This window comes from Pseudoalteromonas sp. NZS71 (genome assembly GCF_015864715.1).
GTDB classification, from domain to species: domain Bacteria; phylum Pseudomonadota; class Gammaproteobacteria; order Enterobacterales; family Alteromonadaceae; genus Pseudoalteromonas; species Pseudoalteromonas arctica.
The window spans coordinates 14,066-37,075 of the sequence record NZ_JADYWS010000026.1; the positions used below are offsets into that span (position 1 = coordinate 14,066).

The 23,010-nt window shown below is 39.2% G+C and carries 21 protein-coding genes; 6 read left to right on the top strand and 15 right to left on the bottom strand.

All coding sequences use genetic code 11. The features are described from left to right. Window positions 1-36: 36 nt before the first annotated feature. Entirely contained in the window at window positions 37-375 is a 339-nt protein-coding gene (locus I6E85_RS16030) for a Grx4 family monothiol glutaredoxin (RefSeq protein ID WP_004335359.1), read from the bottom strand. A gap of 266 nt (window positions 376-641) precedes the next feature. Here I6E85_RS16030 and I6E85_RS16035 point away from each other — a divergent pair, with 266 nt between their 5' ends. The 4 genes from I6E85_RS16035 to I6E85_RS16050 all read left to right on the top strand — a co-directional run bounded on the left by I6E85_RS16035 (window position 642) and on the right by I6E85_RS16050 (window position 6,205). Then, entirely contained in the window at window positions 642-1,223 is a 582-nt protein-coding gene (locus I6E85_RS16035; RefSeq protein ID WP_002960323.1) for a superoxide dismutase, read from the top strand. A gap of 210 nt (window positions 1,224-1,433) precedes the next feature. After that, window positions 1,434-3,356 carry a PrkA family serine protein kinase gene (locus tag I6E85_RS16040; protein WP_197237141.1) on the top strand — a complete coding sequence of 641 codons (1,923 nt, stop codon included), beginning with the start codon at window positions 1,434-1,436 and terminating at the stop codon, window positions 3,354-3,356. A gap of 31 nt (window positions 3,357-3,387) precedes the next feature. Continuing rightward, window positions 3,388-4,671 (top strand): YeaH/YhbH family protein, encoded by a 1,284-nt coding sequence (locus I6E85_RS16045; protein ID WP_197237142.1) that lies wholly within the window; start codon window positions 3,388-3,390, stop codon window positions 4,669-4,671. 19 nt (window positions 4,672-4,690) lie between these two features. Continuing rightward, window positions 4,691-6,205: a SpoVR family protein gene (locus I6E85_RS16050; RefSeq protein ID WP_182671670.1), complete on the top strand. Its 1,515-nt coding sequence runs from the start codon at window positions 4,691-4,693 to the stop codon at window positions 6,203-6,205. 98 nt (window positions 6,206-6,303) lie between these two features. Here the strand turns inward: I6E85_RS16050 and I6E85_RS16055 are convergent, their stop codons facing one another. Continuing rightward, the gene (locus tag I6E85_RS16055) at window positions 6,304-7,275 is read right to left on the bottom strand and encodes a diguanylate cyclase (RefSeq protein ID WP_024592692.1); all 972 of its coding nucleotides are present in this window, start codon (window positions 7,273-7,275) and stop codon (window positions 6,304-6,306) included. A gap of 3 nt (window positions 7,276-7,278) precedes the next feature. Then, window positions 7,279-8,283 (bottom strand): response regulator, encoded by a 1,005-nt coding sequence (locus I6E85_RS16060; protein ID WP_024590825.1) that lies wholly within the window; start codon window positions 8,281-8,283, stop codon window positions 7,279-7,281. 233 nt (window positions 8,284-8,516) lie between these two features. Between I6E85_RS16060 and tpx the strand changes: the two genes are divergently transcribed. After that, window positions 8,517-9,098, top strand: coding sequence for a thiol peroxidase (gene tpx, locus I6E85_RS16065; protein ID WP_101216785.1), 582 nt, complete (start codon window positions 8,517-8,519; stop codon window positions 9,096-9,098). Between the two features lie 88 nt (window positions 9,099-9,186). Here tpx and adk read toward each other — a convergent pair whose 3' ends face one another. The 12 genes from adk to I6E85_RS21035 form a co-directional block, all read right to left on the bottom strand. Beyond that, complete coding sequence (gene adk / locus I6E85_RS16070; protein WP_010553395.1) at window positions 9,187-9,831, bottom strand: adenylate kinase; 645 nt, start codon at window positions 9,829-9,831, stop codon at window positions 9,187-9,189. A gap of 188 nt (window positions 9,832-10,019) precedes the next feature. Next, complete coding sequence (htpG, locus tag I6E85_RS16075; protein ID WP_007584077.1) at window positions 10,020-11,933, bottom strand: molecular chaperone HtpG; 1,914 nt, start codon at window positions 11,931-11,933, stop codon at window positions 10,020-10,022. Window positions 11,934-12,051: 118 nt separating this feature from the next. Beyond that, window positions 12,052-12,777, bottom strand: a complete 726-nt coding sequence (locus I6E85_RS16080; RefSeq protein ID WP_231621081.1) for an RluA family pseudouridine synthase — start codon at window positions 12,775-12,777, stop codon at window positions 12,052-12,054. A 4-nt stretch (window positions 12,778-12,781) separates the two neighbouring features. Beyond that, window positions 12,782-14,683, bottom strand: a complete 1,902-nt coding sequence (locus tag I6E85_RS16085) for an MFS transporter (protein ID WP_197237144.1) — start codon at window positions 14,681-14,683, stop codon at window positions 12,782-12,784. Between the two features lie 296 nt (window positions 14,684-14,979). Next, window positions 14,980-15,588, bottom strand: a complete 609-nt coding sequence (gene recR / locus I6E85_RS16090) for a recombination mediator RecR (RefSeq protein ID WP_008165968.1) — start codon at window positions 15,586-15,588, stop codon at window positions 14,980-14,982. 7 nt (window positions 15,589-15,595) lie between these two features. Further along, on the bottom strand, window positions 15,596-15,922 hold the full coding sequence (locus tag I6E85_RS16095; RefSeq protein ID WP_002962306.1) for a YbaB/EbfC family nucleoid-associated protein: 327 nt from the start codon (window positions 15,920-15,922) through the stop codon (window positions 15,596-15,598). Between the two features lie 60 nt (window positions 15,923-15,982). Further along, window positions 15,983-18,508 (bottom strand): DNA polymerase III subunit gamma/tau, encoded by a 2,526-nt coding sequence (dnaX, locus tag I6E85_RS16100; protein ID WP_197237145.1) that lies wholly within the window; start codon window positions 18,506-18,508, stop codon window positions 15,983-15,985. 3 nt (window positions 18,509-18,511) lie between these two features. After that, window positions 18,512-19,057: an adenine phosphoribosyltransferase gene (apt, locus tag I6E85_RS16105; protein WP_007584093.1), complete on the bottom strand. Its 546-nt coding sequence runs from the start codon at window positions 19,055-19,057 to the stop codon at window positions 18,512-18,514. A gap of 170 nt (window positions 19,058-19,227) precedes the next feature. After that, the gene (locus I6E85_RS21170) at window positions 19,228-19,350 is read right to left on the bottom strand and encodes a hypothetical protein (RefSeq protein ID WP_002962301.1); all 123 of its coding nucleotides are present in this window, start codon (window positions 19,348-19,350) and stop codon (window positions 19,228-19,230) included. Window positions 19,351-19,422: 72 nt separating this feature from the next. Beyond that, window positions 19,423-20,175: a DUF2063 domain-containing protein gene (locus I6E85_RS16110; protein WP_024590819.1), complete on the bottom strand. Its 753-nt coding sequence runs from the start codon at window positions 20,173-20,175 to the stop codon at window positions 19,423-19,425. A 36-nt stretch (window positions 20,176-20,211) separates the two neighbouring features. Beyond that, complete coding sequence (locus tag I6E85_RS16115) at window positions 20,212-21,069, bottom strand: DUF692 domain-containing protein (RefSeq protein ID WP_197237146.1); 858 nt, start codon at window positions 21,067-21,069, stop codon at window positions 20,212-20,214. Window positions 21,070-21,136: 67 nt separating this feature from the next. Then, entirely contained in the window at window positions 21,137-21,790 is a 654-nt protein-coding gene (locus I6E85_RS21035; protein WP_231621082.1) for a hypothetical protein, read from the bottom strand. A 225-nt stretch (window positions 21,791-22,015) separates the two neighbouring features. On the opposite strand from I6E85_RS21035, the gene I6E85_RS16125 reads away from it, so the two are divergent. Beyond that, window positions 22,016-22,996 carry a tRNA-dihydrouridine synthase gene (locus I6E85_RS16125; protein WP_007583877.1) on the top strand — a complete coding sequence of 327 codons (981 nt, stop codon included), beginning with the start codon at window positions 22,016-22,018 and terminating at the stop codon, window positions 22,994-22,996. Window positions 22,997-23,010: the final 14 nt, after the last annotated feature.

Below are 23,010 nucleotides of genomic sequence, written 5' to 3' on the forward strand. Positions count from 1 at the left end.
AGAGCTTAATAACCTGATAGCAGGTTGAGTAATAAATTACTCTGCGTCAGCTTCTTTATATTTAGCAGCAGTTTCTGTAATTAACGGCTGTAATTCACCGCGTTGAAACATTTCGATAATAATGTCACAACCACCAACTAATTCGCCATCTACCCATAATTGCGGGAATGTTGGCCAATTTGCGTATGCTGGAAGCTCAGCACGAATGTCTGGATTAAGTAAAATATCAACGTATGCAAATGGTTCACCACATGACATTAACGCTTGCGATGCTTGTGAAGAAAAACCACAATTTGGTAATTTTGGTGACCCTTTCATGAAAAGGATTATTGGGTTTTCTGAAATTTGCTGTTTAATTTTATCAATGGTTTCCATCTACAACCTCAAAGTAACGATAGCTAAATATATTTAGGTCTTGAAAATAACTCATCGTGACCACAAATATATAACTTAAAATGGGCAAATAAAGCCGCAATTGAAATAGTCTTTCGCAATAGCATTGCTGTTTGCTTAAACTTGAGTAAAATACTCAACAATTATAGTAACACTATATTACCGCTTGGTATAGGTAACTGCTCTGTTTCAACAGGCATTACGTATTACCAAATGGACTATCAACCAAAGAAGATGGAGATAAAAAAATGGCATTTGAACTACCGTCACTACCATATGCAATCGACGCACTTGAGCCACATATTTCAAAAGAAACACTAGAGTTTCACCATGGCAAACACCACAACACTTACGTGGTTAAGCTTAATGGTTTAATCCCTGGTACTGAGTTTGAAAACAAATCTCTAGAAGAGATCGTATGTTCATCAGAAGGCGGCGTATTTAACAACGCAGCACAAATCTGGAACCATACTTTTTACTGGAACAGCTTATCTCCAAACGGCGGCGGCGAGCCTACTGGCGCAGTTGCTGATGCAATCAACGCTAAATGGGGTTCTTTTGATGCGTTTAAAGATGCATTAAATGACAAAGCAGTAAATAACTTTGGTTCAAGCTGGACGTGGTTAGTTAAGCTTGCTGATGGTTCACTAGACATCGTTAATACATCTAACGCTGCTACACCATTAACTGATGATGGCGTTACTCCAATCCTTACAGTGGATTTATGGGAACACGCTTACTACATTGATTACCGTAACGTTCGTCCAGATTACCTTAAAGGTTTTTGGTCGCTTGTTAACTGGGAATTCGCGAACGCTAACTTCGCTTAATTAGCCTTTAAACGCTAATGTAAAAAAGACGCTTAGGCGTCTTTTTTTGTTTCTTGTTTATCACACCTAAGCGCCTCATCATTTAATAAAACACTTTTAGTAACATGATCTTTTTTCACTTAAATTTTTAATTTTATTGCACAAAAATACAGATTCGTGACTAGACTTTAAAAGGTAAGCACCTTTTTACAGCGGGTTTCGGAGGTTATTATGACGATTTTTGAGCATTACCAAGCACGATACGAAGCGGCACAGGAAGAAGAATACAGTATCGCTGAATTTCTTGAGATTTGTAAAACCGATAAGTCTGCCTACGCCAGCGCACCAGAACGCCTACTCATGGCAATTGGCGAACCAAACATGGTAGATACCGCAACGGATGCACGACTAAGCCGGTTATTTTCTAATAGAGTAGTTGCACGCTACCCTGCCTTTGCTGATTTTTATGGTATGGAAGACGCCATTGAGCAAATAGTCTCTTATTTAAAACACGCCGCCCAAGGGCTTGAAGAATGCAAACAAGTACTTTATTTACTTGGACCTGTTGGTGGGGGTAAATCATCCATTGCTGAAAAACTAAAATATTTAATGCAACAAGTGCCTATTTATTCAATTAAAGGCTCTCCGGTAAACGACCATCCTCTTGCATTATTTGACCCAATAGAGGACGCCGAGGTACTTAAGCAAGAATACGGTATTAAACCGCGCTACTTAAAAACCATTATGTCGCCTTGGGCTGGCAAACGCTTAAAAGAATTCAATGGTGATATTAGCCAGTTTAGAGTGGTTAAGCGCTACCCCTCAATTTTAAACCAAATAGGCATTGCCAAAACCGAACCTGGAGATGAAAACAACCAAGATATTTCGGCGCTAGTGGGTAAAGTCGATATTCGCCAGCTTGAGCACTTTGCCCAAAACGATCCTGATGCATACGCCTACTCTGGCTCTTTATGTTTAGCTAACCAAGGGCTGATGGAATTTGTAGAAATGTTTAAAGCACCTATTAAAGTGCTGCATCCTTTACTTACCGCAACCCAAGAAGGTAACTATAACGGAACAGAAGGCATTAGTGCTCTGCCCTTTAATGGCATGATCCTCGCTCACTCTAATGAGTCTGAGTGGCAAACTTTTAAAAACAATAAAAACAACGAAGCATTTTTAGACCGTGTTTATATTGTAAAAGTACCTTACTGCTTACGTGTAACCGAAGAAATTAAAATTTACGACAAATTACTTGAGCACAGCGAGCTATACAACGCGCCATGCGCACCAGGTACACTTAAAACATTGGCGCAATTTACAACGCTATCACGTTTAAAAGAGCCCGAAAATTCAAGTATCTATTCAAAAATGCGGGTATACGATGGCGAGACCCTAAAAGACACCGACCCTAAAGCAAAATCGTATCAAGAGTATCGTGATTACGCAGGTGTTGATGAAGGTATGACAGGGCTCTCTACCCGCTTTGCGTTTAAAATTTTGTCCCGTGTGTTTAACTTTGATACCAATGAGGTTGCCGCAAATCCGGTGCACTTGTTCTATGTGCTTGAACAACAGATAGAGCGTGAGCAATTTTCAAGCGAAATAGAAGAGCGTTATTTAAGCTTTCTAAAAGGCTATTTAATTCCGCAATATGTAGAATTTATAGGTAAAGAACTGCAAACCGCTTATTTAGAATCGTATTCAGAATACGGACAAAACATTTTTGACCGTTATGTTATTTATGCTGACTTTTGGATACAAGACCAAGAATATCGCGACCCTGATACGGGACAACTATTTGACCGCGAGGCACTTAATGCCGAACTTGAAAAAATAGAAAAGCCAGCAGGTATTTCTAACCCTAAAGATTTTCGTAATGAAATAGTGAACTTTGTATTGCGTGCCCGTGCGCATAACAACGGTAAAAACCCACTATGGACAAGCTACGAAAAACTACGCACGGTGATTGAGAAAAAAATGTTCTCTAATACCGAAGATTTACTCCCTGTTATTTCGTTTAATACTAAAACGTCTGCAGAGGATCAGCAAAAGCACGAAGACTTTGTGAACCGTATGGTCGAAAAAGGCTATACACAAAAACAAGTTCGCTTGCTTTCTGAGTGGTATTTACGGGTTAGAAAATCGCAATAACCTTCATAGTCGTAGTATATAGGAGGTCAATATGGCGCATTTTATAGATAGGCGTTTAAACGGTAAAAACAAAAGTACGCTTAATCGCCAGCGCTTTATTAGGCGCTATAAAAAGCAAATTAAAGAAGCGGTTTCAGATGCGATTAACAAACGCAGCGTTACAGATTCAAGCTCTGGTGAGAGTATTTCTATTCCACAGCGCGATATCAGCGAACCCACGTTTCATCAAGGGCAAGGCGGGAATAGAGAACAAATTCACCCTGGTAACGATCAGTTTTCTACAGGTGATAAAATTGAGCGCCCTACAGGCGGACAAAGCGGCGGTGCCGGTGAAGGTGACGCCAGCGATTCGGGCGAAGGGCAAGATGAGTTTGTATTTTCAATATCAAAAGATGAATACCTTGATTTACTGTTTGAAGATTTAGAACTTCCTAACTTACAAGAGAACCAGCTTGATAAGTTAGTGCAAATGAAAACCCATCGCGCAGGGTTTTGTAGTGATGGTATGCCAAGTAATATTGATATTGTCCGCTCATTACAAGGCTCGCTTGCACGGCGTGTTGCCATGAGTGCAGGTAAAAAACGCCGTTTAAAAGAGTTCGAAGAACAACTTGCTCTGCTGCTTGCTGGTCCACATAACGATAAAGCGGCAATTGCTTTATTACAAAAAGAAATTGCAGCATTAAAACTACAAATTAAATCGGTCCCGTTTATTGATAACTACGATTTACGTTTTCGTAATTACGAAAAGCGCCCTCACCCCACCAGCAAAGCCGTGATGTTTTGTATTATGGATGTGTCAGGCTCAATGGATCAGCCAACAAAAGACATGGCAAAGCGTTTTTATATTTTGCTCTATCAATTTTTAACGCGCAGCTATAAAGACATAGACGTTGTTTATATTCGCCACCACACACAAGCAAAAGAAGTAGACGAGCAAGAGTTTTTTTATTCCCAAGAAACTGGCGGCACTATTGTTTCAAGCGCTCTTAAATTAATGAACGAAATAATAAAAGAGCGTTACCACGCAAATGAGTGGAATGTATACGCCGCACAAGCCTCTGATGGCGATAACTGGGCGGACGACACCCCGCAGTGTGGTGAAATTTTACGTAATAAGCTCTTAAGCGCAGTACGTTATTTTGCTTATATTGAAATAACCACTCGTGCTCATCAAAGTCTATGGCGCGAATATGAATCTATAACACACAGCCATAATAATTTCGCCATACAGCATATTCAAAGCGTTGAAGATATCTACCCAATTTTCAGGGAGCTATTTAAAAAAGGTCGTCAACAGCAAAACTCTGCATAGCCTAAAGCGAGGTAGCATTATGAATGATAAACGATTGAGTGATGGCCCAGATTGGACCTTTGATTTATTAGATGAGTATCAAGGTGAAATTGCCCGTGTTGCAGCTCACTACAGGTTAGACACATACCCTAATCAAATTGAAGTGATAACCGCAGAGCAAATGATGGATGCTTATTCAAGCGTTGGTATGCCTATTGGTTATAGTCATTGGTCGTACGGTAAAAAGTTCATTCAAACAGAGCAAAATTATAAGCGCGGACAAATGGGTCTCGCTTACGAAATAGTGATAAATTCAGACCCTTGTATTGCGTACTTAATGGAAGAAAATACCCTACCTATGCAAGCGCTTGTAATGGCACATGCATGTTACGGACATAACTCATTTTTTAAAGGTAACTACTTATTTAAAACCTGGACCGATGCTGGCTCAATTATTGATTACTTGGTATTTGCTAAAAACTACATAAGTCGCTGTGAAGAAAAGCACGGTATTACACAAGTCGAAGCCCTACTCGACTCATGTCATGCCTTAATGAATTACGGAGTGGATCGCTACAAACGTCCACAACAAATATCGCTATTTGAAGAGCAAAAACGCCAACAAGAGCGTGAAGACTACCTTCAATCGCAAGTAAATGAATTATGGCGGACTATTCCTGAGCAACAGCAAGAAACCAAAAAGAAAGTACGCCATTTTCCTTCTGAGCCCCAAGAAAATATTTTGTATTTTATTGAAAAAAATGCCCCATTACTCGATTCTTGGCAACGTGAAGTGATACGTATTGTTCGTAAAATTTCGCAATACTTTTACCCACAAAAACAAACTCAGGTAATGAACGAAGGTTGGGCAACATTTTGGCACTACACCATCCTTAATCACTTATATGATGAGGGAAAACTCACCGACTCGTTTATGTTAGAATTTTTACAAAGCCATACCAACGTAGTTTATCAGCCACCTTATAACAGTAAGTATTATTCAGGCATTAACCCATATGCTTTAGGCTTTAATATGATGGTGGATATTCGCAGAATATGTGAACACCCAACTGAAGAAGATAAACGTTGGTTTCCTGAATATGCAGGCAGTAATTGGCTAGATACACTGCATTTTGCAATGGAAAACTTTAAAGATGAGAGTTTTATTAGCCAGTTTTTATCGCCTAAGTTAATTCGTGATTTTAAATTATTTACTATTATTGATCATACTAATAATCCCCATTTAGAAATTGGCGCAATACATAACGACAACGGCTATAAAGCTGTAAGAGAAGCGCTCTCAGCGCAGTACAACTTGAGTAATCATGAGCCTAACATTCAAGTATATGACGTTGATATTAGAGGTGATCGTTCACTAACCCTACGCTATGTACCCCATAACAATATTCCTTTAGCAAACTCGCACGAAGAAGTGCTTAAGCATCTTTACAGATTATGGGGCTTTAAAGTAAAACTAGAGCAAGAGTCAAATTCTGGTGAGGTTTCAATGATTGGTCAATGCCCAATAGATGACTCTCGACACACAACACAATAATGAAGGGCAATAAAATTTTTATACTGATTGGGTTTGCTCAGCAGGTTATAAAAACACGGTATTATTTAACCCTAAATTCTGGATATAAAAAATGACGCTTAAGCGTCATTTTTTATATCTTCGTAGGCTATTACTTTATTTCGCCCTGTATTTTTAGATTGGTACAGTGCTTTATCTGCAGCCTCTATCCAGCGCTCATGATTTTTAAAATCATTACTGCTACCAGCCAGCCCTATACTTACCGTCATTGTTATTTCAAAGTGTTTATACTTAACAGGGTTAGTTTCAATCAATACCCTTAAACGCTCAGCAAATACAAAAGCGCCTTCTTTATCTGTATCAAGTAATGTTACTGCAAACTCTTCACCGCCATAGCGCCCTGCAACATCCGTTTCGCGCAGCGTCGTACGTAGTAAGTTAGATAAATGACGAAGCGATTCATCACCGCAACTATGGCCATATTCATCATTTATTTTTTTAAAGTGGTCAATATCAAACATTAATAATGTACTACAGCCACCACTTCGCTTAACTCTTAAAAACTCTTGGCGTAGCGTACCTTCCCAGTGTCCACGGTTTGCAAGCTGCGTTAAGCTATCTGTTTGACTTACTTGTTCTAATTTTTTGTTTAACTCTTCAAGCTCTTTTTTATTTACCGCGACATCTGTTACATCATACAAAATAATACAAATATGGCTAACTTCGCCCATCGTATTTGTAAGAGGGATAAATGTCGCATTTTGATACATGTAATCAGCTTTACCAGTAATAGGTCGATAATTTTTAAACCTAAAAATGTATGGCTGCTGCTCCCAAATCGTAAAAGAGCGGTTTTTTAAAACAAAAACCGATTCTGATTTACTTCTAAACCATTTTTCGTCTATTGCTGGAAATAAATCAAATAGGTCTTTATCTTTTACTGCGCTTGGTAGAAGCCCGGAATGGTTTTCCATAAAACCATTCCATACACACACCTTATAATCTCTATCAAGTACTACAAGGCCTACATCAACGGTATTAAACATATCCATAAGCCAATGGATCTCATTCATTTCTAAATCTGCAGCCATAACTTAATCTTCTAATAGGTAAGCAACTTTATACTTCAAAGTTTTAAGTGAATCTTCAGTAAATAACAGCATGAGGTCGCAATTTATATCATGGTTTTCAATACCGTAACTAATCTCTATAGCAAGGGTGCGTTGCCAACGTGACTTGTTTGATTTAACCAGCTCAGACACATCTCTGTGTTGGCCAAGTACAATCGGGTGCCCTTGACTAAATGACATATCGAGCTGTTTTGAAAGACCCGTTAAAATAGCGCCTATCAAAATATTACTAATATCCATAAGCAGCTCAAGTTCAACTTTATCGTTTAACTCGCCGTCATAGTTCATCAAAGAAGCTATTTCTTTAAAGCTTGAATCATTTAAAAGTAATAGCGCCTCGCCCGAAATACCACCGCCAATAAAGCCCTGGCACACACCCGATGTAGCTGCGTTATTATCTATAGACTGCAGCGCCATATCGAGTTCATTAACTTCCAAAATATTCACATTAGGAATTGGTAGCTCTACAAATACATTAAGAAGACGTGCAAGTAAATCCCCAGCCTGCCCCATAGCAACGTTAGTTAGCTCTTGGTATATATCCCGAACATCAGGATCGACTTGCTCTCCTAGCGAATGAGAGAGACGCTCACGCATGGCTTTATCTTTAATCCCATGGTGTTCAATTATGCTGGCTAGTTTTTCGGGGGAACATGGTTTTTGAATAAAATCGATAGCACCCAGTTCAAGCACTCTTTGATGTGCACTTGGCTGTATGTCACCAGAGACAACAACAGTGAGTATGTTTAGCCCCTGTTCTTTCATAGCGATTAATACTTCATACCCATCCATTTCGGGCATGTTTAAATCGAGAAAAAGTATTTCTGGTTCAATTAACTTTATTTGCTTTATGCAATCAACGCCGTCGAGTGCAAATTCAACTTTAATATCCCAATCTTCAGGTAATGAACGAGCTAGCTGACGCCTAGCTAATTTTGAGTCATCACATATTAGTACCGATGTTGACATATTATCTCTCTGTTTCTAAACCAGTAATGAGCATTAAAATCATTTTATGATGGTTTTTATTTTTATTATTGAAGATATATTTTGTAACTTCATGTTAATCAAAGTTTAGCACAGTTACAATTTTTATATTGCAGAACTAATCCCAACTTCATCAGAGCGGTATAATCTCTTGGTTACTTTAGCGCAGTATAATACACTGACGCCCATTGCGTTAATTTAAAAGGAAATACCTTATGTTACGTTCACTTACCTTTGCTTTGAGCGCATTTTGCTCTGTGGCTATTGCAGCCGATTACCCAGAAAACACGCTAGACATAGGAAAAGTATCTGCACAAGGCAAACCAGTCACTTTATTAGGCAAAGGGATCTCTGTTGGAGATAGCGCGCCAAATTTCAAAGTAGTTGATGACAACTTCATCCCTGTAACGCTTGAGGATTACAAAGGCCAAGCTGTATTGATAAGTGTAGTGCCAAGTCTTGATACAGGTATTTGTAGCCTGCAAACTAAGCATTTTAATGAAAAAGTAGCCTCGCAATTTCCAAGTGTTGTAATGCTAACAATTAGTGCTGATTTACCATTTGCTCAAAAGCGTTTTTGCAAAGCTGAAAATATCGATAAAATCACTACGTTATCAGATTCTGTTTGGCGCGATTTTGGCCAAAAATACGGATTGATTATTAAAGATATGGGCTTATTAACGCGAACTGTATTTATTTTAGATGAAAGCCATAACGTCATTTATAAACAATTAGTTAGTAGCCTTTCAACTGAACCAGAATACAACAGCGTAATTGAGAAACTTGAAACGCTGTAAAGCCGATTAAATAGCACTGATTAAGCAATGCTAAACAACCTTAAAACAAAAAACCGCCAATTGGCGGTTTTTTAATGTGCTTTTATAATTAACCTAAAAGCTCACCAAGTTGTGAACTTACAGCTTCAACAGCTTGTGTACCATCTAGTTTGTGGTATTGAGTATTACCAGCAGCAGCTTCTGCTTGGTAGTAATCAACTAATGGCATAGTTTGCTCGTGATAAATACCTAAACGTTTACGTACTGTTTCTTCAGTATCATCAGCGCGAACAATTAAGTCTTCCCCAGTTTCGTTGTCTTTACCTTCCACTTTTGGTGGATTATATACAATATGGTAAACACGACCAGAACCAGGATGAACGCGACGTCCGCCCATACGTTCAACAATCACTTCGTCAGCCACGTCAAATTCAATAACGTGATCAACCACTACGCCATTTTCTTTCATCGCATCAGCTTGAGGAATTGTGCGTGGGAAGCCATCAAGTAAAAAACCTTTCTCACAATCAGCTTTAGTAATACGCTCTTTTACTAAACCAATAATAATATCGTCAGAAATTAGTTGACCAGCATCCATTACTTTTTTTGCTTCTAAGCCTAATGGCGTGCCCTCTTTAATTGCTGCACGTAACATGTCGCCAGTAGAAATTTGTGGAATACCGTATTTGTCCATTAAAAACTGAGCTTGAGTACCTTTACCTGCACCCGGCGCGCCCAAAAGAATAATGCGCATATTATTGTCCCCTAGTATGGATATTTATTTTAAAGCCTGAATTCTTCCACAAGCGCCGCCGATACTCAAGCAACTTATACTAATTGATGAGTTGTTGATGTATTTACAGCGCATTAAAAAAGGGAACATACGTTCCCTTTTATTTAAAGTATATAATTTATACTTTTATTAACTAAATAGTTAACTGGCTACTTGCTTAGTTCAAGCATTAGTTTGTTTAGGCGAGTAACAAACCCAGTTGGATCTTTAAGTGTACCGCGCTCTGCAAGTAATGCTTGGTCTAATAAAACATGTGACCACTGTGAAAATTTATCTTCATCTTGTTCGTCATTCAAATGCTTAACAAGTTGATGCTCTGGGTTTAGCTCAAACACAGGTTTTGCTTCTGGTGCTGCTTGACCAACAGATTCCATTAGCTTTTGCATTTGTGAGCTCATGTCGTTGTCGTCACTTACAACACATGCTGGAGAATCTGTTAGGCGGTGCGTAAAGCGCACTTCTTTAACGTCATCACCTAGTGCTGTTTTAATACGTTCAACAAGGCCAGCCATCTCTTTTTCAGACTCTTCTTGTGCTTTTTTAGTTTCTTCGTCGTCCAGCTTACCTAGATCTAGATCACCACGTGTGATTGACTGTAGTTGCTTATCAGCAAATTCAGTTAAGTGGCTCATCATCCACTCGTCAACACGGTCACTTAGTAACAATACTTCAATCCCTTTTTTGCGGAAAATCTCTAAATGAGGAGAATTTTTCGCAGAAGTGAATGTATCAGCTACTACATAGTAAATTTTGTCTTGGCCTTCGTTCATACGTTCAACATATTGCTCAAGCGACACATCTTGCGTTTCTGAATCAGTATGAGTAGAAGAAAAGCGTAATAACTTACATACGGCTTCTTTATTTGCCGCATCTTCAGCTGGGCCTTCTTTCATTACTTGGCCAAACTCATTCCAAAATACTTGGTAATCGTCAGCTTTGTTTTTAGCCATACGCTCAAGCATTTTAATAATGCGCGATGTACACCCTTTACGGATAGCTTGCGTTACTTTGTTGTCTTGTAGAATTTCGCGAGATACGTTTAGAGGTAAATCGTTTGAATCTAGTAACCCTTTTACAAAGCGAAGGTAGCTTGGCATGAACTGCTCAGCATCATCCATTACAAATACACGTTGTACGTAAAGTTTTAAGCCACTTTGACGTTCACGGTTCCATAAATCAAAAGGTGCTTTTTTAGGGATGTATAAAAGGCTCGTGTATTCAGTTTTACCTTCAACCTTATTATGTGCCCAGCTAAGTGGATCTTCCCAGTCGTGGCTTACGTGCTTGTAAAACTCTTTGTATTCTTCATCAGAAAGCTCTGACTTATCACGCGTCCACAATGCAGTTGCACGGTTAATGCTTTCCCACTCACCTGGTACTGCTGGAATTTTTTCGCCGTCTTCGCCTTCAGACTCTGGTACTTCTGCTTTAAACATTTGTACAGGTGTTGAAATATGGTCTGAGTATTTTGTAACAATGCCGCGCAGGCGGTAATCGTCAGCAAATTCTTTTTCTTCATCACGAAGATGTAAAATAATGTCGGTACCACGGCCTTCTTTTTCAATTTCTTGAAGCGTGTATTCGCCTTCACCTTGAGATTCCCACTCGTAAGCGGTTGTTTCACCGGCTTTACGTGTACGAACAGTTACTAAATCGGCAACAATAAATGCTGAGTAAAAACCAACACCAAATTGACCAATTAATTGTGAATCTTTACTTTGATCACCCGTTAAGTTTTTAAAAAACTCAGCAGTACCCGACTTTGCAATAGTACCCAATGAGCTTATTACTTCATCACGTGTCATACCAATACCATTATCAGAAATGGTAATTGTATTTGCTTCTTTATCTGCGCTAATACGAACACGTAAATCGGCATCACCTTGGTAAAGGTCGCCTTGAGATAGCGCTAAAAAGCGTAACTTGTCTGCCGCATCTGATGCGTTTGACACAAGTTCGCGTAAAAATATTTCTTTATTAGAATAAAGAGAATGAATCATTAAGTTTAATAATTGTTTTACTTCTGTTTGAAAGCCTAATGTTTCTTTTTGTGCTGCAGTCATTTATATATCTCCAATTTGCAAAGTGTCTGCGTTATGCACTTAATATGGGGTGAGGTGTTAGAACTTCAAGGGAAAAATCAAAAAAAGGTGAAACGAAAAAATAGAATATCTCGTTTATCTAAAATGGGTGCGGACAATTAATATGAATCTTTTCACCTGCTGTTGGATGTTCAAAATATAAATCGCTGGCATGTAATTGTAAGCGTCCTGCCATGTACTCACTTTGCGCACTTTTATATAAATCACAGCCTAAAATTGGGTGCCCTATAAACTGGCTGTGTATTCGTAATTGATGGGTACGTCCGGTAACGGGCGTAAATTGCACTAAGGTTCTGCACGGTTGTTTAAGCCGCTCAAGCACACTGTATTCACTCACCGCTACTTTGCCCGTCGTTTGGCAAATTTTAACTCGCGGAAAAAGCAGTTTATCTTTTGCTATTGGTGCAGTAATTTCCCCCTCATCAACAGCTAAGCTACCCTCTAACATGGCTACATAACGCTTTTGGATAGTGCGCGCCTGAAACTGTTTATTAAGATGCTTTGATGCTTTGGCGTTTAATCCAACAATCATAATGCCCGATGTACCCAAATCTAACCGATGCGGTAACTTAGCCTCAGCAAATGCGGCTGTTAACTCTTTTTGACCATTTACTAAACGGTAATGTACTGAGTCCCAGTTAAGCGGATTCTTACCAGACAAACTTAATAACCCACTGGGTTTATTGATCAGTAAAATATCATCATCTTGATATAATATTTCAATAATCCCGTCGCACTTAGGCGCTACAAAGTCATCAACAATCATTTGTGACTCTACTGGTGTATCCAATATTGAGTTAGCCATTAAATTAGTCAATATCTTTTGAATGAAGCGCTTTTAAAGCCAATACTTGCTCACGTAAATCGTCTGCTACTACTTTGTCAGCGGCAATCGGGGTACCTACTGCAACCGACACCAAAGACCATTTTAATCGTGGTAGTTGCCACTTAGCTTTTCGGCTAAACATACTTCCCCACAGGCCCCCTAAATGCACAGGAATAACGGGCACAGGTGAGCGCCCAATAATGCGCTCGATTCCACGGCGAAAAATATCGATAGAGCCGTCACTGGTTAGTTTTCCTTCAGGGAAAATACCAACAAGTTCGCCTTTATTAAGCGCAGCAGCCACTTCGTCAAACGCTTTTTTAAACGCTTCTGGATTGGTTTTTTCACTGTTAATGGGAATAGCTTTGGCCATTTTAAATAACCAATGTAGGGCTGGCGAATAATAAATAGGGGCAAATACCATAAATCGGATAGGCCTTGGTGATGCTGCTAAAATAAACATCCAATCGACAAAGCTCACGTGATTACACACTATAACGGCAGCGCCTTCATCTGGAATATTACTTTCACCTTTTGTACGCACTCTGTACATACAAATAGCTAAAATATATATAATAAATCGTAAAAAGAACTCTGGTACTTTGGTATAAATATAAACAGATATAAGCAAGTTTAGCCCAGCAAGTAACAGTAGCAACTCTGAAATACTCCACTGAAAAACAGACAGCGTTACAATACTTAAAACAGCACTGCCCACCATAAACAGTGCATTTAATACATTGTTAGCCGCTATAACTCGTGAGCGACTCGACTCTTCAGTACGCTGTTGAATAAGCGCATACAGAGGTACAGTATAAAAACCAGAGCCAATACCAATGCCTGCCATCCATACAAAATGCCACAACATGTCGCCTGTTTTTAATAACTGATCAAGCGTCAATAATTCAAGGTTTTGAGGTAAATAAGAGCTAATAGCACTCTCTTGGCTCAGTAAGTATAAAAACAAGGTAATTAAAATAGCGCCAAAAGGCACAATTCCTAATTCTATTCGAGAGCGAGAAAGCTTTTCACACAATAACGAACCAATAGCAATACTTAGTGAAAACACAACAAGCGCGCTAGTTACAACCAGTTCATCGCCGCCCATTGTGTGTTTTACATAATTTGGTAGGGACGTTAAAATAATTGCGCCAATTAACCAAAACCAACTGATCCCGAGGACTGATTTACCAACCGATTCTGTTTGCGAATTAAGTGCTGAAAATACGTTTTTCGTGGATGAAAATATATTATAGGTAAATTTTAAGTTAGGCTCGTTTGCCTCACTAATGGGTATAAAGCGACTGCTCACATAACCCATAACACCCAGTACTAATACTGCTATACTTATAAGCGTAGGACCTACCGATTGAGTAATATAGTAAGTGCCAAAAATTGTACCAATCAGTATTGCTACAAACGTGCCTGATTCAACCAAGCCATTCGCTTTTGTTAATTCGTTAGGGGCTACGTGCTGCGGTAAAATAGAGTACTTTAATGGACCAAAAAACGTACTTTGTACGCCCATTAAAAATACGGTGGCTAACATCAGCCAAACATACTGCGTTAAAATAGAGACAGCCCCTACAACCATAATAGGGATTTCACATAGCTTTACGATTCTGATTAGTTTGGATTTTTCTGTTTTTTCAGCTAGCTGCCCCGCCATCCCTGAAAATAAAAAGAAAGGTAGGATAAATAGCCCAGCAGCAATATTTGAATAGAGTGCGCCATCAGCAAGCGTTGCAGCCTGGAATATCAATAAAATAAGCACTGATTGCTTATACACGTTATCGTTTATCGCTGAGAAAAACTGCGTAATAAAAAGCGGTAAAAAACGCTTACTACCCAGTAATGTACCTTGGTAGGGTTGATTATCTTTCATTGTATTCCTTACTAATTAGAGACATAGCCCAAAAATATATTATACCAATTTGTTTAATTAAATGATCTATTTTGAGGGCGGAAAAACGTGTTGATAGCTAGGCAAAAAATTCGCTATTTAGTTGTTCTAAATGAGAATTTTTTAACGCAGGTAGCGACACGTTTAGCCCCGCAAAATGATTAAGTATTATTGCGGATTGGTATTAGATTGCTTCTAAGCTTACCTTAAAAACAAAAAAGCCTACATAATTTAATCATGTAGGCTTTTATAATATCTTTTCAAATAGTGACTTAGAGTTAGTCTTGTGTAACTAAACGCCTGCCGCTAAAAGCATGCATAAGCGTTCTACCATCTACTAAATCAAGCTCGCCCCCCACAGGAATACCGTGAGCAATACGCGAAGCACCTACTTTATATTTATGACAAAGCTGAGCAATATAATGAGCTGTAGTATCGCCTTCAACGGTAGGGTTAGTCGCTAAAATAACCTCATTAATACCGCCTTGAGCAAGTTTTTGCTCTAAAACGTCTAAGCCAATTTCTTTAGGGCCGATACCGTCAATTGGCGATAAATGACCCATTAAAACAAAGTATAGCCCTAAATACTGACCTGTTTGCTCAATGGCAAGCACATCAGTAGGCGATTCAACAACACATAATATGCCGCTGTCTTGGCGTTTTGTACTTAAACAAATATCGCACTGAGCTTGTTCGCAAAAAGTACGACAAGACTGACAATGCCCTATGGCTGTCATTGCTTTAGTCAATGCATTGCCAAGCTGAGTGCCTCCTTTTCGGTCGCGCTCAAGCAAGTGAAAAGCAATACGTTGCGCTGACTTTGGACCAATGCCCGGTTGACAGCGCAGTGCTTCTATAAGCTGATTTAAACTATCTGAAAGTTGCATTATTTACTTAAAACGGCATTTTCATACCTGGTGGTAATTGCATACCGCCAGTTACTTTACCCATGCGCTCTTGTGTTTCTTCTGCAACACGGCGTACAGCATCGTTACATGCTGCTGCAAGTAAATCTTCAATCATGTCTTTGTCGTCTTCCATAAGGCTTTCATCAAGCTGAACACGACGTACATTGTGGTTACCAAGCATGGTTACTTTCACTAAACCGGCACCGGCTTCGCCAACAACTTCTAATGTTGCGATTTCGTCTTGGGCTTTTTGCATGCGATCTTGCATTTGCTGCGCTTGCTTCATCATGTTGCCCATTCCACCTTTAAACATAACTTTCTCTCTTTCTTTTAATACATTAATTAACATGAACATAAGGGCGATTGTAAGTAATTACAATGCCTGAATACTGTTTTCGTCAATTTCGGCGCTAAATACTTGCTGAAATTGTACTATGTTTTCATCAGATGTGATCACATCGATTGCTTGTTGATGACGACCTGCATCAATTTTTTGCTGAATAAGATAAGGAGAGTCAATAACTCCCTTAGCAAAATTAATACTTAACGACACGTTATGCTCATAAATACTCGACAATGCGGCATCTAATCTTTGGCGAAGCATCGGTGTATCTAAATGCTTTTGTGATTCATCAACGTCTATATGTAAACTGTTGCCTTGCTTGGTAAATATTGAATGCAATGCAAATTGGCGCATACGACCACCCAGTCCCATACGTTTAATTAAATAAGCCCATTCATCTTGTTGATGTGCAAATCTAATTTCACTAATTGGGCTTTGAAAATCATCAGGGGCAGGAATACTTACTTCCTCTGGCACTATTTCAGGCGCTTTTTGAGGGTTTATTTGCTCAAGTAATTCTGGCGCAAGATTTTCAGTAATTGTTTGGTGCTTTGCTTTAAAATCAATCTTACTAGTTGGCTTTATGTTGGAGTGATTATGTGCCTGAGTTTGGCCCCCTGTTACTGGGAGCTCATACTTTTTTTCACTCTCACCTTCGCTATCTGTTGCCCAAGGAGGGATATCGCCAGACCCAGTACTTGAAGGGCTATTAAGCTCACTTGCACTTGTATCTGCACTACCTTGATGAACACTTTGGGCTTTAGGCATTCTTGGATGCTGTTCTGGCTTTTTAGCAGGCGCTTGGCTTGGCTGCACTGCTACATTATTTGCAGATGTACTTGTACTCTTGCCTGATAACCTACCCGCACCCGATATGTTTCTGTCACGTAAAATACGAGCAATGGCAGATTGCGCCTGCGCTTCTTGTTCAGCTATTGGCGTACTTGCATTGTGATTTGCTAAGGGCTCTGGTGAAGACTCTGAGTTTGCAGTAGGTGCAGGTTTAAAACCCTGATCTACAGCGCTACTCATTATATCGTCAAACTGCGAAGCTAACGTTTGCTCAGCATCACTATGTTGCATGTAAGCTTCATCTTCACTTTGGCGCTGGGCTTGAGCATCCGAAACAACATTGGTTTGTGGTTGTTCATTAGCTGAGGCCTGTTGTTCAAAAGCGTTTTCACTTTGTTGAACCGGTTGCTCTACTGCAACTTGGGCAGGCGCATTATTACTTTGTACGACGTCATTATTCGATGTCTGAGCAGCAACATTTGGTAAAGGCTCTATCTCAAGGGATTTAGGCTGCTCTGTATTGCTAACTGGCTTAGTATTATTTACGGGGACACTACTTTGGCTAGCTACAGTGTTTTGCGATGTTTTATTTTTATTTAATATATCTCGCAGTGCATTTGCGCGGCCTTGTTTATTTGGGGCCGGCTCTTCGTTTACTGTGTGTACAGTTTGTTGAGCGTCTGTAGGCTTAAATGCTAATAATCTTAGCATTATCATTTCAAAACCTAAGCGAGGCTCTGGTGCCCATTGTAAATCTTTTTTACCATTTAACAGTAACTGATAATAAATTTGAATTTGTTGTGGGCTCGTATGTTGTGCAACATGAGCAATATAATCTACATTTTTTTCATCTAGCCCTGCCGCTTCTGGCACTAACTGGGTTAGTTGAGTCAAATGCGTAAGTGCAATTAAATCATCAAGTAATGCCACATAATTAGGATTACGACTTGCCACCTGCGCAATCTCATCCATTAGCGCAGCGCCATCTTGTGCAAGTAATGCTGCAAGCAAGCTTTGGCTATAATGAGTATCCATTAAACCAAGCATAGTTTGTACTGCTTGATTATTAATGTCACCATTTGTTTGCGCAATAGCTTGGTCGGTTAAGCTAAGCGCATCACGCATACTGCCATCAGCGGCTTTTGAAATAATGCTAAGTGCGTCGGTATCAAAGCTAAGCTGCTCTTGAGTAAGTACGTGTTCAAGCTGTGTTTTAATTTCACTTTGCGATAACGCATTTAAGTTAAATTGCAAACAGCGAGATAAAATAGTAACTGGTAGTTTTTGAGGATCGGTCGTCGCCAATAAAAATTTCACATGCTCTGGTGGCTCTTCAAGCGTTTTCAAAAGCGCATTAAAGCTGTGCTTAGAAAGCATGTGAACTTCATCGATTAGGTATACTTTATAACGTCCACGTGTTGGTGCATATTGAACGTTATCGAGTATTTCGCGGGTGTCTTCTACTTTTGTACGAGAAGCCGCATCTATTTCGAGTAAGTCAATGTAGCGCCCTGCTTCTATATCTAAACAGCTGCTACATTGGCCACACGGATTTGCAGATATACCTTCGTCGCAATTTAAGCTTTTAGCAAAAATACGCGCAATAGTAGTTTTACCTACACCGCGGGTTCCAGTGAATAAATAAGCGTGATGCAGTCTATTTTGTGTAAGCGCATTTACAAGCGCTTGCTTAACATGAGACTGCCCAACCAATTCATGAAAGGTTTGAGGACGCCATTTTCTCGCTAGAACCTGATAACTCATCGATTACTCGCCTTCGAATTCAACCAATTTTAGGATTTTAATACCCATTTTTTTGATGCGCTGCTCGCCACCTAGTTCTGGTAGTGATACAACAAATGCAGCATCTGTGGCTTCGCCACCTAGTTTATGAACTAATTTAGCTGTGGCTTCAATTGTGCCGCCAGTTGCTAATAAGTCATCAACTAATAATACTTTATCGCCAGGTACAATTGCATCAACATGCAGCTCTAGCGTGTCTTCACCGTACTCAAGTAAGTAATCTTGACGAATAACTTCGCGTGGTAACTTACCTGGTTTACGAACTGGAATAAACGGAATGCCTAATGCGTAAGACAGTGGCGCACCAAAAATAAAGCCACGTGATTCTGTGCCAATTATTTTAGTAAAACCCTGATCTTTATATTCTGCGATAAACGCGTCAATAGTTGCTTTAAAGGCTTCTGGATTTGCCATTAAAGTGGTTACATCGCGAAACATGATGCCCGGCTTTGGATAATCAGCAATTGTAGTTATGCTGTTTTTGATAATTGCTGGTGTTACTTGAGTCATAATTTTAACTGCTCAATTGTTTATATTACAAAGCAGGTGATTATAACCTTAACTAACCTTTAATTGCGAGTTTGGCGTTACTATAAAAGAAGTATTAACTATGGGGGGGTAATTAAAATAAAGTGGTTCAAGGCTGAAGTAAGCAACAGCCTTAATAAACGCTATGCATTTTAAGTTAAGCTAGTGATCCAGCCTAATATTGCATTTAAACAACCAATCCCTGCAAATACAGCTAAGAAAGCAAGAAAATAAGTAGCGTTGAACGGATCTTTAAAGTCTTTATCATCTGACATTGGTACAACCTTTTATTAAGCACGACAAATAAGGCTGCCATAATAGACGATGTAAAATCATCAATAAAGACCTTAATCTTGATTTTTTGTCACAATTACACCGCGTTCAACCATTGCATTGAGGGTAACTAATGCGCCTTGAGCAATTTGATCTGCATTAAACTGTGGTGCATGAGCGAATACCTGTTGGCAAACGTCGTCAAATGTCGCTCCATCACTTGCCTCAATAATTGATAGTAACAAAGCCGTCATCGCATTCGTAGCCAGAAATTGAACGTCATCATCTTCATCTCTATATACAACAAAATAATTAGGCTGAGGTGATGGCTCTTTTGGTTTAAAGCGATTGCTAATATTTTGAACCGGAAATTGATAACTTAAATTTCTTGCCGTTTTCGATAAATACAAAGCAGAACTAGTAAGCGCTGTTGTTTGTAATTTTTGCTCTTGCTCATCTTCGTGTGCAATCGATACATCTAGCTCTACCCATTCATAATGTGCAAGTTCTAGCATAAACACGGGATCGTATCTTTTTATTTTATAATCACTTGATAAATAATTAATAAACTCCCCTGCTATATCTAAAAAGTACGGCGAATGACAATCATATTCGCTAAAAAACTGGCGTACAAGAACCAGCCATTGCTTGTCTGTATATAAGGTTTTTAATACCGGAAAGCCTGATGATATAAAACCTTCAATGTTATTAAAAAATAGGTCGCGATAAATGGACATACGTCTGTCTTCGATACCGCTGGGCTTTTTATTTTTTTTTGGCTCGCGAATATGCGCCATAAATTCGTTTTGTATTTCAATAAAGCTCATAACCAGGCACTCTTTTAATATTTATAAAGGCTTATATTAAGCTCGTTGTTTTGAAACCATTGAAGTAATGTGTTTAGCTTGTAGCTCATGAATTATATCTAACTCTTTGGTTAAAATATTCATGGTAGGGATATTAAAATCGCGCTCAAGCAAGGTTGGAAATACGCCATGCACTTCATATGCTTTATCCAGTAGCTCCCACACAGGATCAATGACATCAGCACCATGTGTATCAACTATTAAGTCATCAGCCTCATTATAATGGCCTGCAACGTGCCCATAGGCGATACGATTAGAGGGTAACCCTGTTAAAAACGCTTGTGCGTTATAGCCATGATTAATCGAATTCACATAAATGTTATTCACATCCAGTAAAAGCTTGCAGTCTGCTTGCTCTAAAATGGTATTTGTAAATTCCAGCTCTGATAATTGCTGTCCAGGAGCGCCATAATAGGAAACATTTTCTATCGCAATTTGCTGCTCAAGTATGTCTTGTACTTGTTTAATACGAGGGACAACATGTGCTATTGCATCTTGTGTAAACGGAATAGGCATTAAGTCATACATATGGCCTGTACCGGAACAGTAACTTAAGTGCTCACTGAAAATTTTTATATTGTGCTCTTCAAAAAAAACTTTTAAAGATTTAACAAATTCAACATCCAGTGGTTCGGGTGAACCGATAGACAGTGATAATCCATGACACACAAAATTATTTGCATCTGTTAATGTTCTAAATTGCTTTTTAAAGCGTCCACCTAGTTTTAACCAGTTCTCTGGCGCAACTTCCAAAAAATCTACTTGATTAGGTACGTGTTCAAGCAGTTCATCAAGCATTTCTCGTCGTAGGCCAAGGCCCACCATCCCGAAATCTGTACTCTGGATTTGTGTCATAACTACCTCTAACTTATCAAAAAAGGGCCTTAAGGCCCTTTTAGCATAACTTATTTAGAATAAGATATTAACGACCGCCACATTTACCTTCGCCGCACTTACCTTCTTTTTTAGTTTTTTTAGCATCGCCGCCGCATTTACCTTCACCACATTTGCCTTCTATTTTAGCTTTTGCATCTTTTGCATCGCCGCCACATTTACCTTCACCACACTTGCCTTCTGTTTTAGCTTTTGCATCTTTTGCGTCGCCGCCACATTTACCTTCGCCACACTTGCCTTCTGCTTTAGCTTTTGCATCTTTTGCATCGCCGCCACATTTACCTTCGCCGCACTTACCTTCTGTTTTAGCTTTTGCATCTTTTGCATCGCCGCCACATTTACCTTCGCCGCACTTACCTTCTGTTTTAGCTTTTGCATCTTTAGCATCGCCGCCACATTTACCTTCGCCGCACTTACCTTCTGTTTTAGCTTTTGCATCTTTTGCATCGCCGCCACATTTACCTTCGCCGCACTTACCTTCTGTTTTAGCTTTTGCATCTTTAGCATCGCCGCCACATTTACCTTCACCACACTTACCTTCTTTAGCGTCTAGTTGGTAACCTGTCACTAATTGTTGAAACTCAAATGGGTTGGCTTGTACATCTGCAGATACAAAGCTTGCAGAGCCAACAACTACTGCACCTAAAGTTAACGCGATTGTATTTTTTTTAACTGTATTCATTTTGTGACTCTCTTTAATCAAGTATTGTAAATCTCAGCAATAAAAATGTATTTTAAATTGCTTGTATGTTTAAGTAGACCTGTACAAGAATAAAAACTTTCATTTATTTTCATAATATTTACTTTTGCGGTTTCTACATTAAATATGGTTGGTAATTACAGATTTATCAATGTGTGATTTACAGGTAAACTATGCGTCCAGTTTTTTATCAAAATTAATCACTTTATGAAACTTGTTTTAGCACCTATGGAAGGTGTCGTTGATTTTAAAATGCGCCAATTACTCACAGACATTGGTGGGTTCGATTTGTGCGTTACCGAGTTTGTAAGAGTGGTTGAAACATGCTTACCTGATAAAGTTTTTCATCGATTTTGCCCTGAACTACATAATAATGGATTTACGCGAGCAGGTACTCCTGTGCGTGTTCAATTACTCGGCCAAGAAGCAAATCCGTTAGCCGAAAATGCAGTAAGAGCAATTGCTTTAGGATCTCATGGGGTCGACCTTAACTTTGGTTGCCCAGCAAAAACCGTTAATCGTAGTCGAGGGGGTGCTGTACTGCTTAAAGATCCTGACCACATGTATACGATTATTAAAGCAGTCCGAGATGCTGTAGATGATAAACATGAAGTAAGTGCAAAAATTCGCTTAGGCTTTGATGATGACAGTAACAGCCAAGAAATTGTTGATGCTGTGGTAAGCGCAGGCGCAAATAGTGTAGCTATACACGCCAGAACCAAACGTGATGGTTATAACCCGCCAGCTTATTGGGAAAAAATTCCACCAATAATAAAAGATAAAAATATTGCCGTTGTTGCCAATGGTGAAATTTGGCAAGTTGAGGACGCAATGCTTTGCCAAAAACGAAGTGGATGTACTGATTTGATGCTTGGTCGTGGCGCCCTTTCGCACCCTGATTTAGCAAAAAAAATTAAAGCTCATGTAAATAATGAACAATATGATGGCCTTCAATGGGAGCATATTATTTATCACTTAATCCACTCTGCTATTCATCAAGACCCTGCAAAAGATGAAAAGTATTTTGCTTCTCGTACAAAGCAATGGCTAGGTTACCTTAAACGCCAATACCCGCAAGCGATCGATTTATTTGATGAAATCAGGCGTTTAAAAAGTAAAGAAGATGTGGCAAGCGTATTAAATAAATACGCCAAAGCACCGCAACTTGATTCAAATCATAACGGCTAACCTAAAGCCTCTAG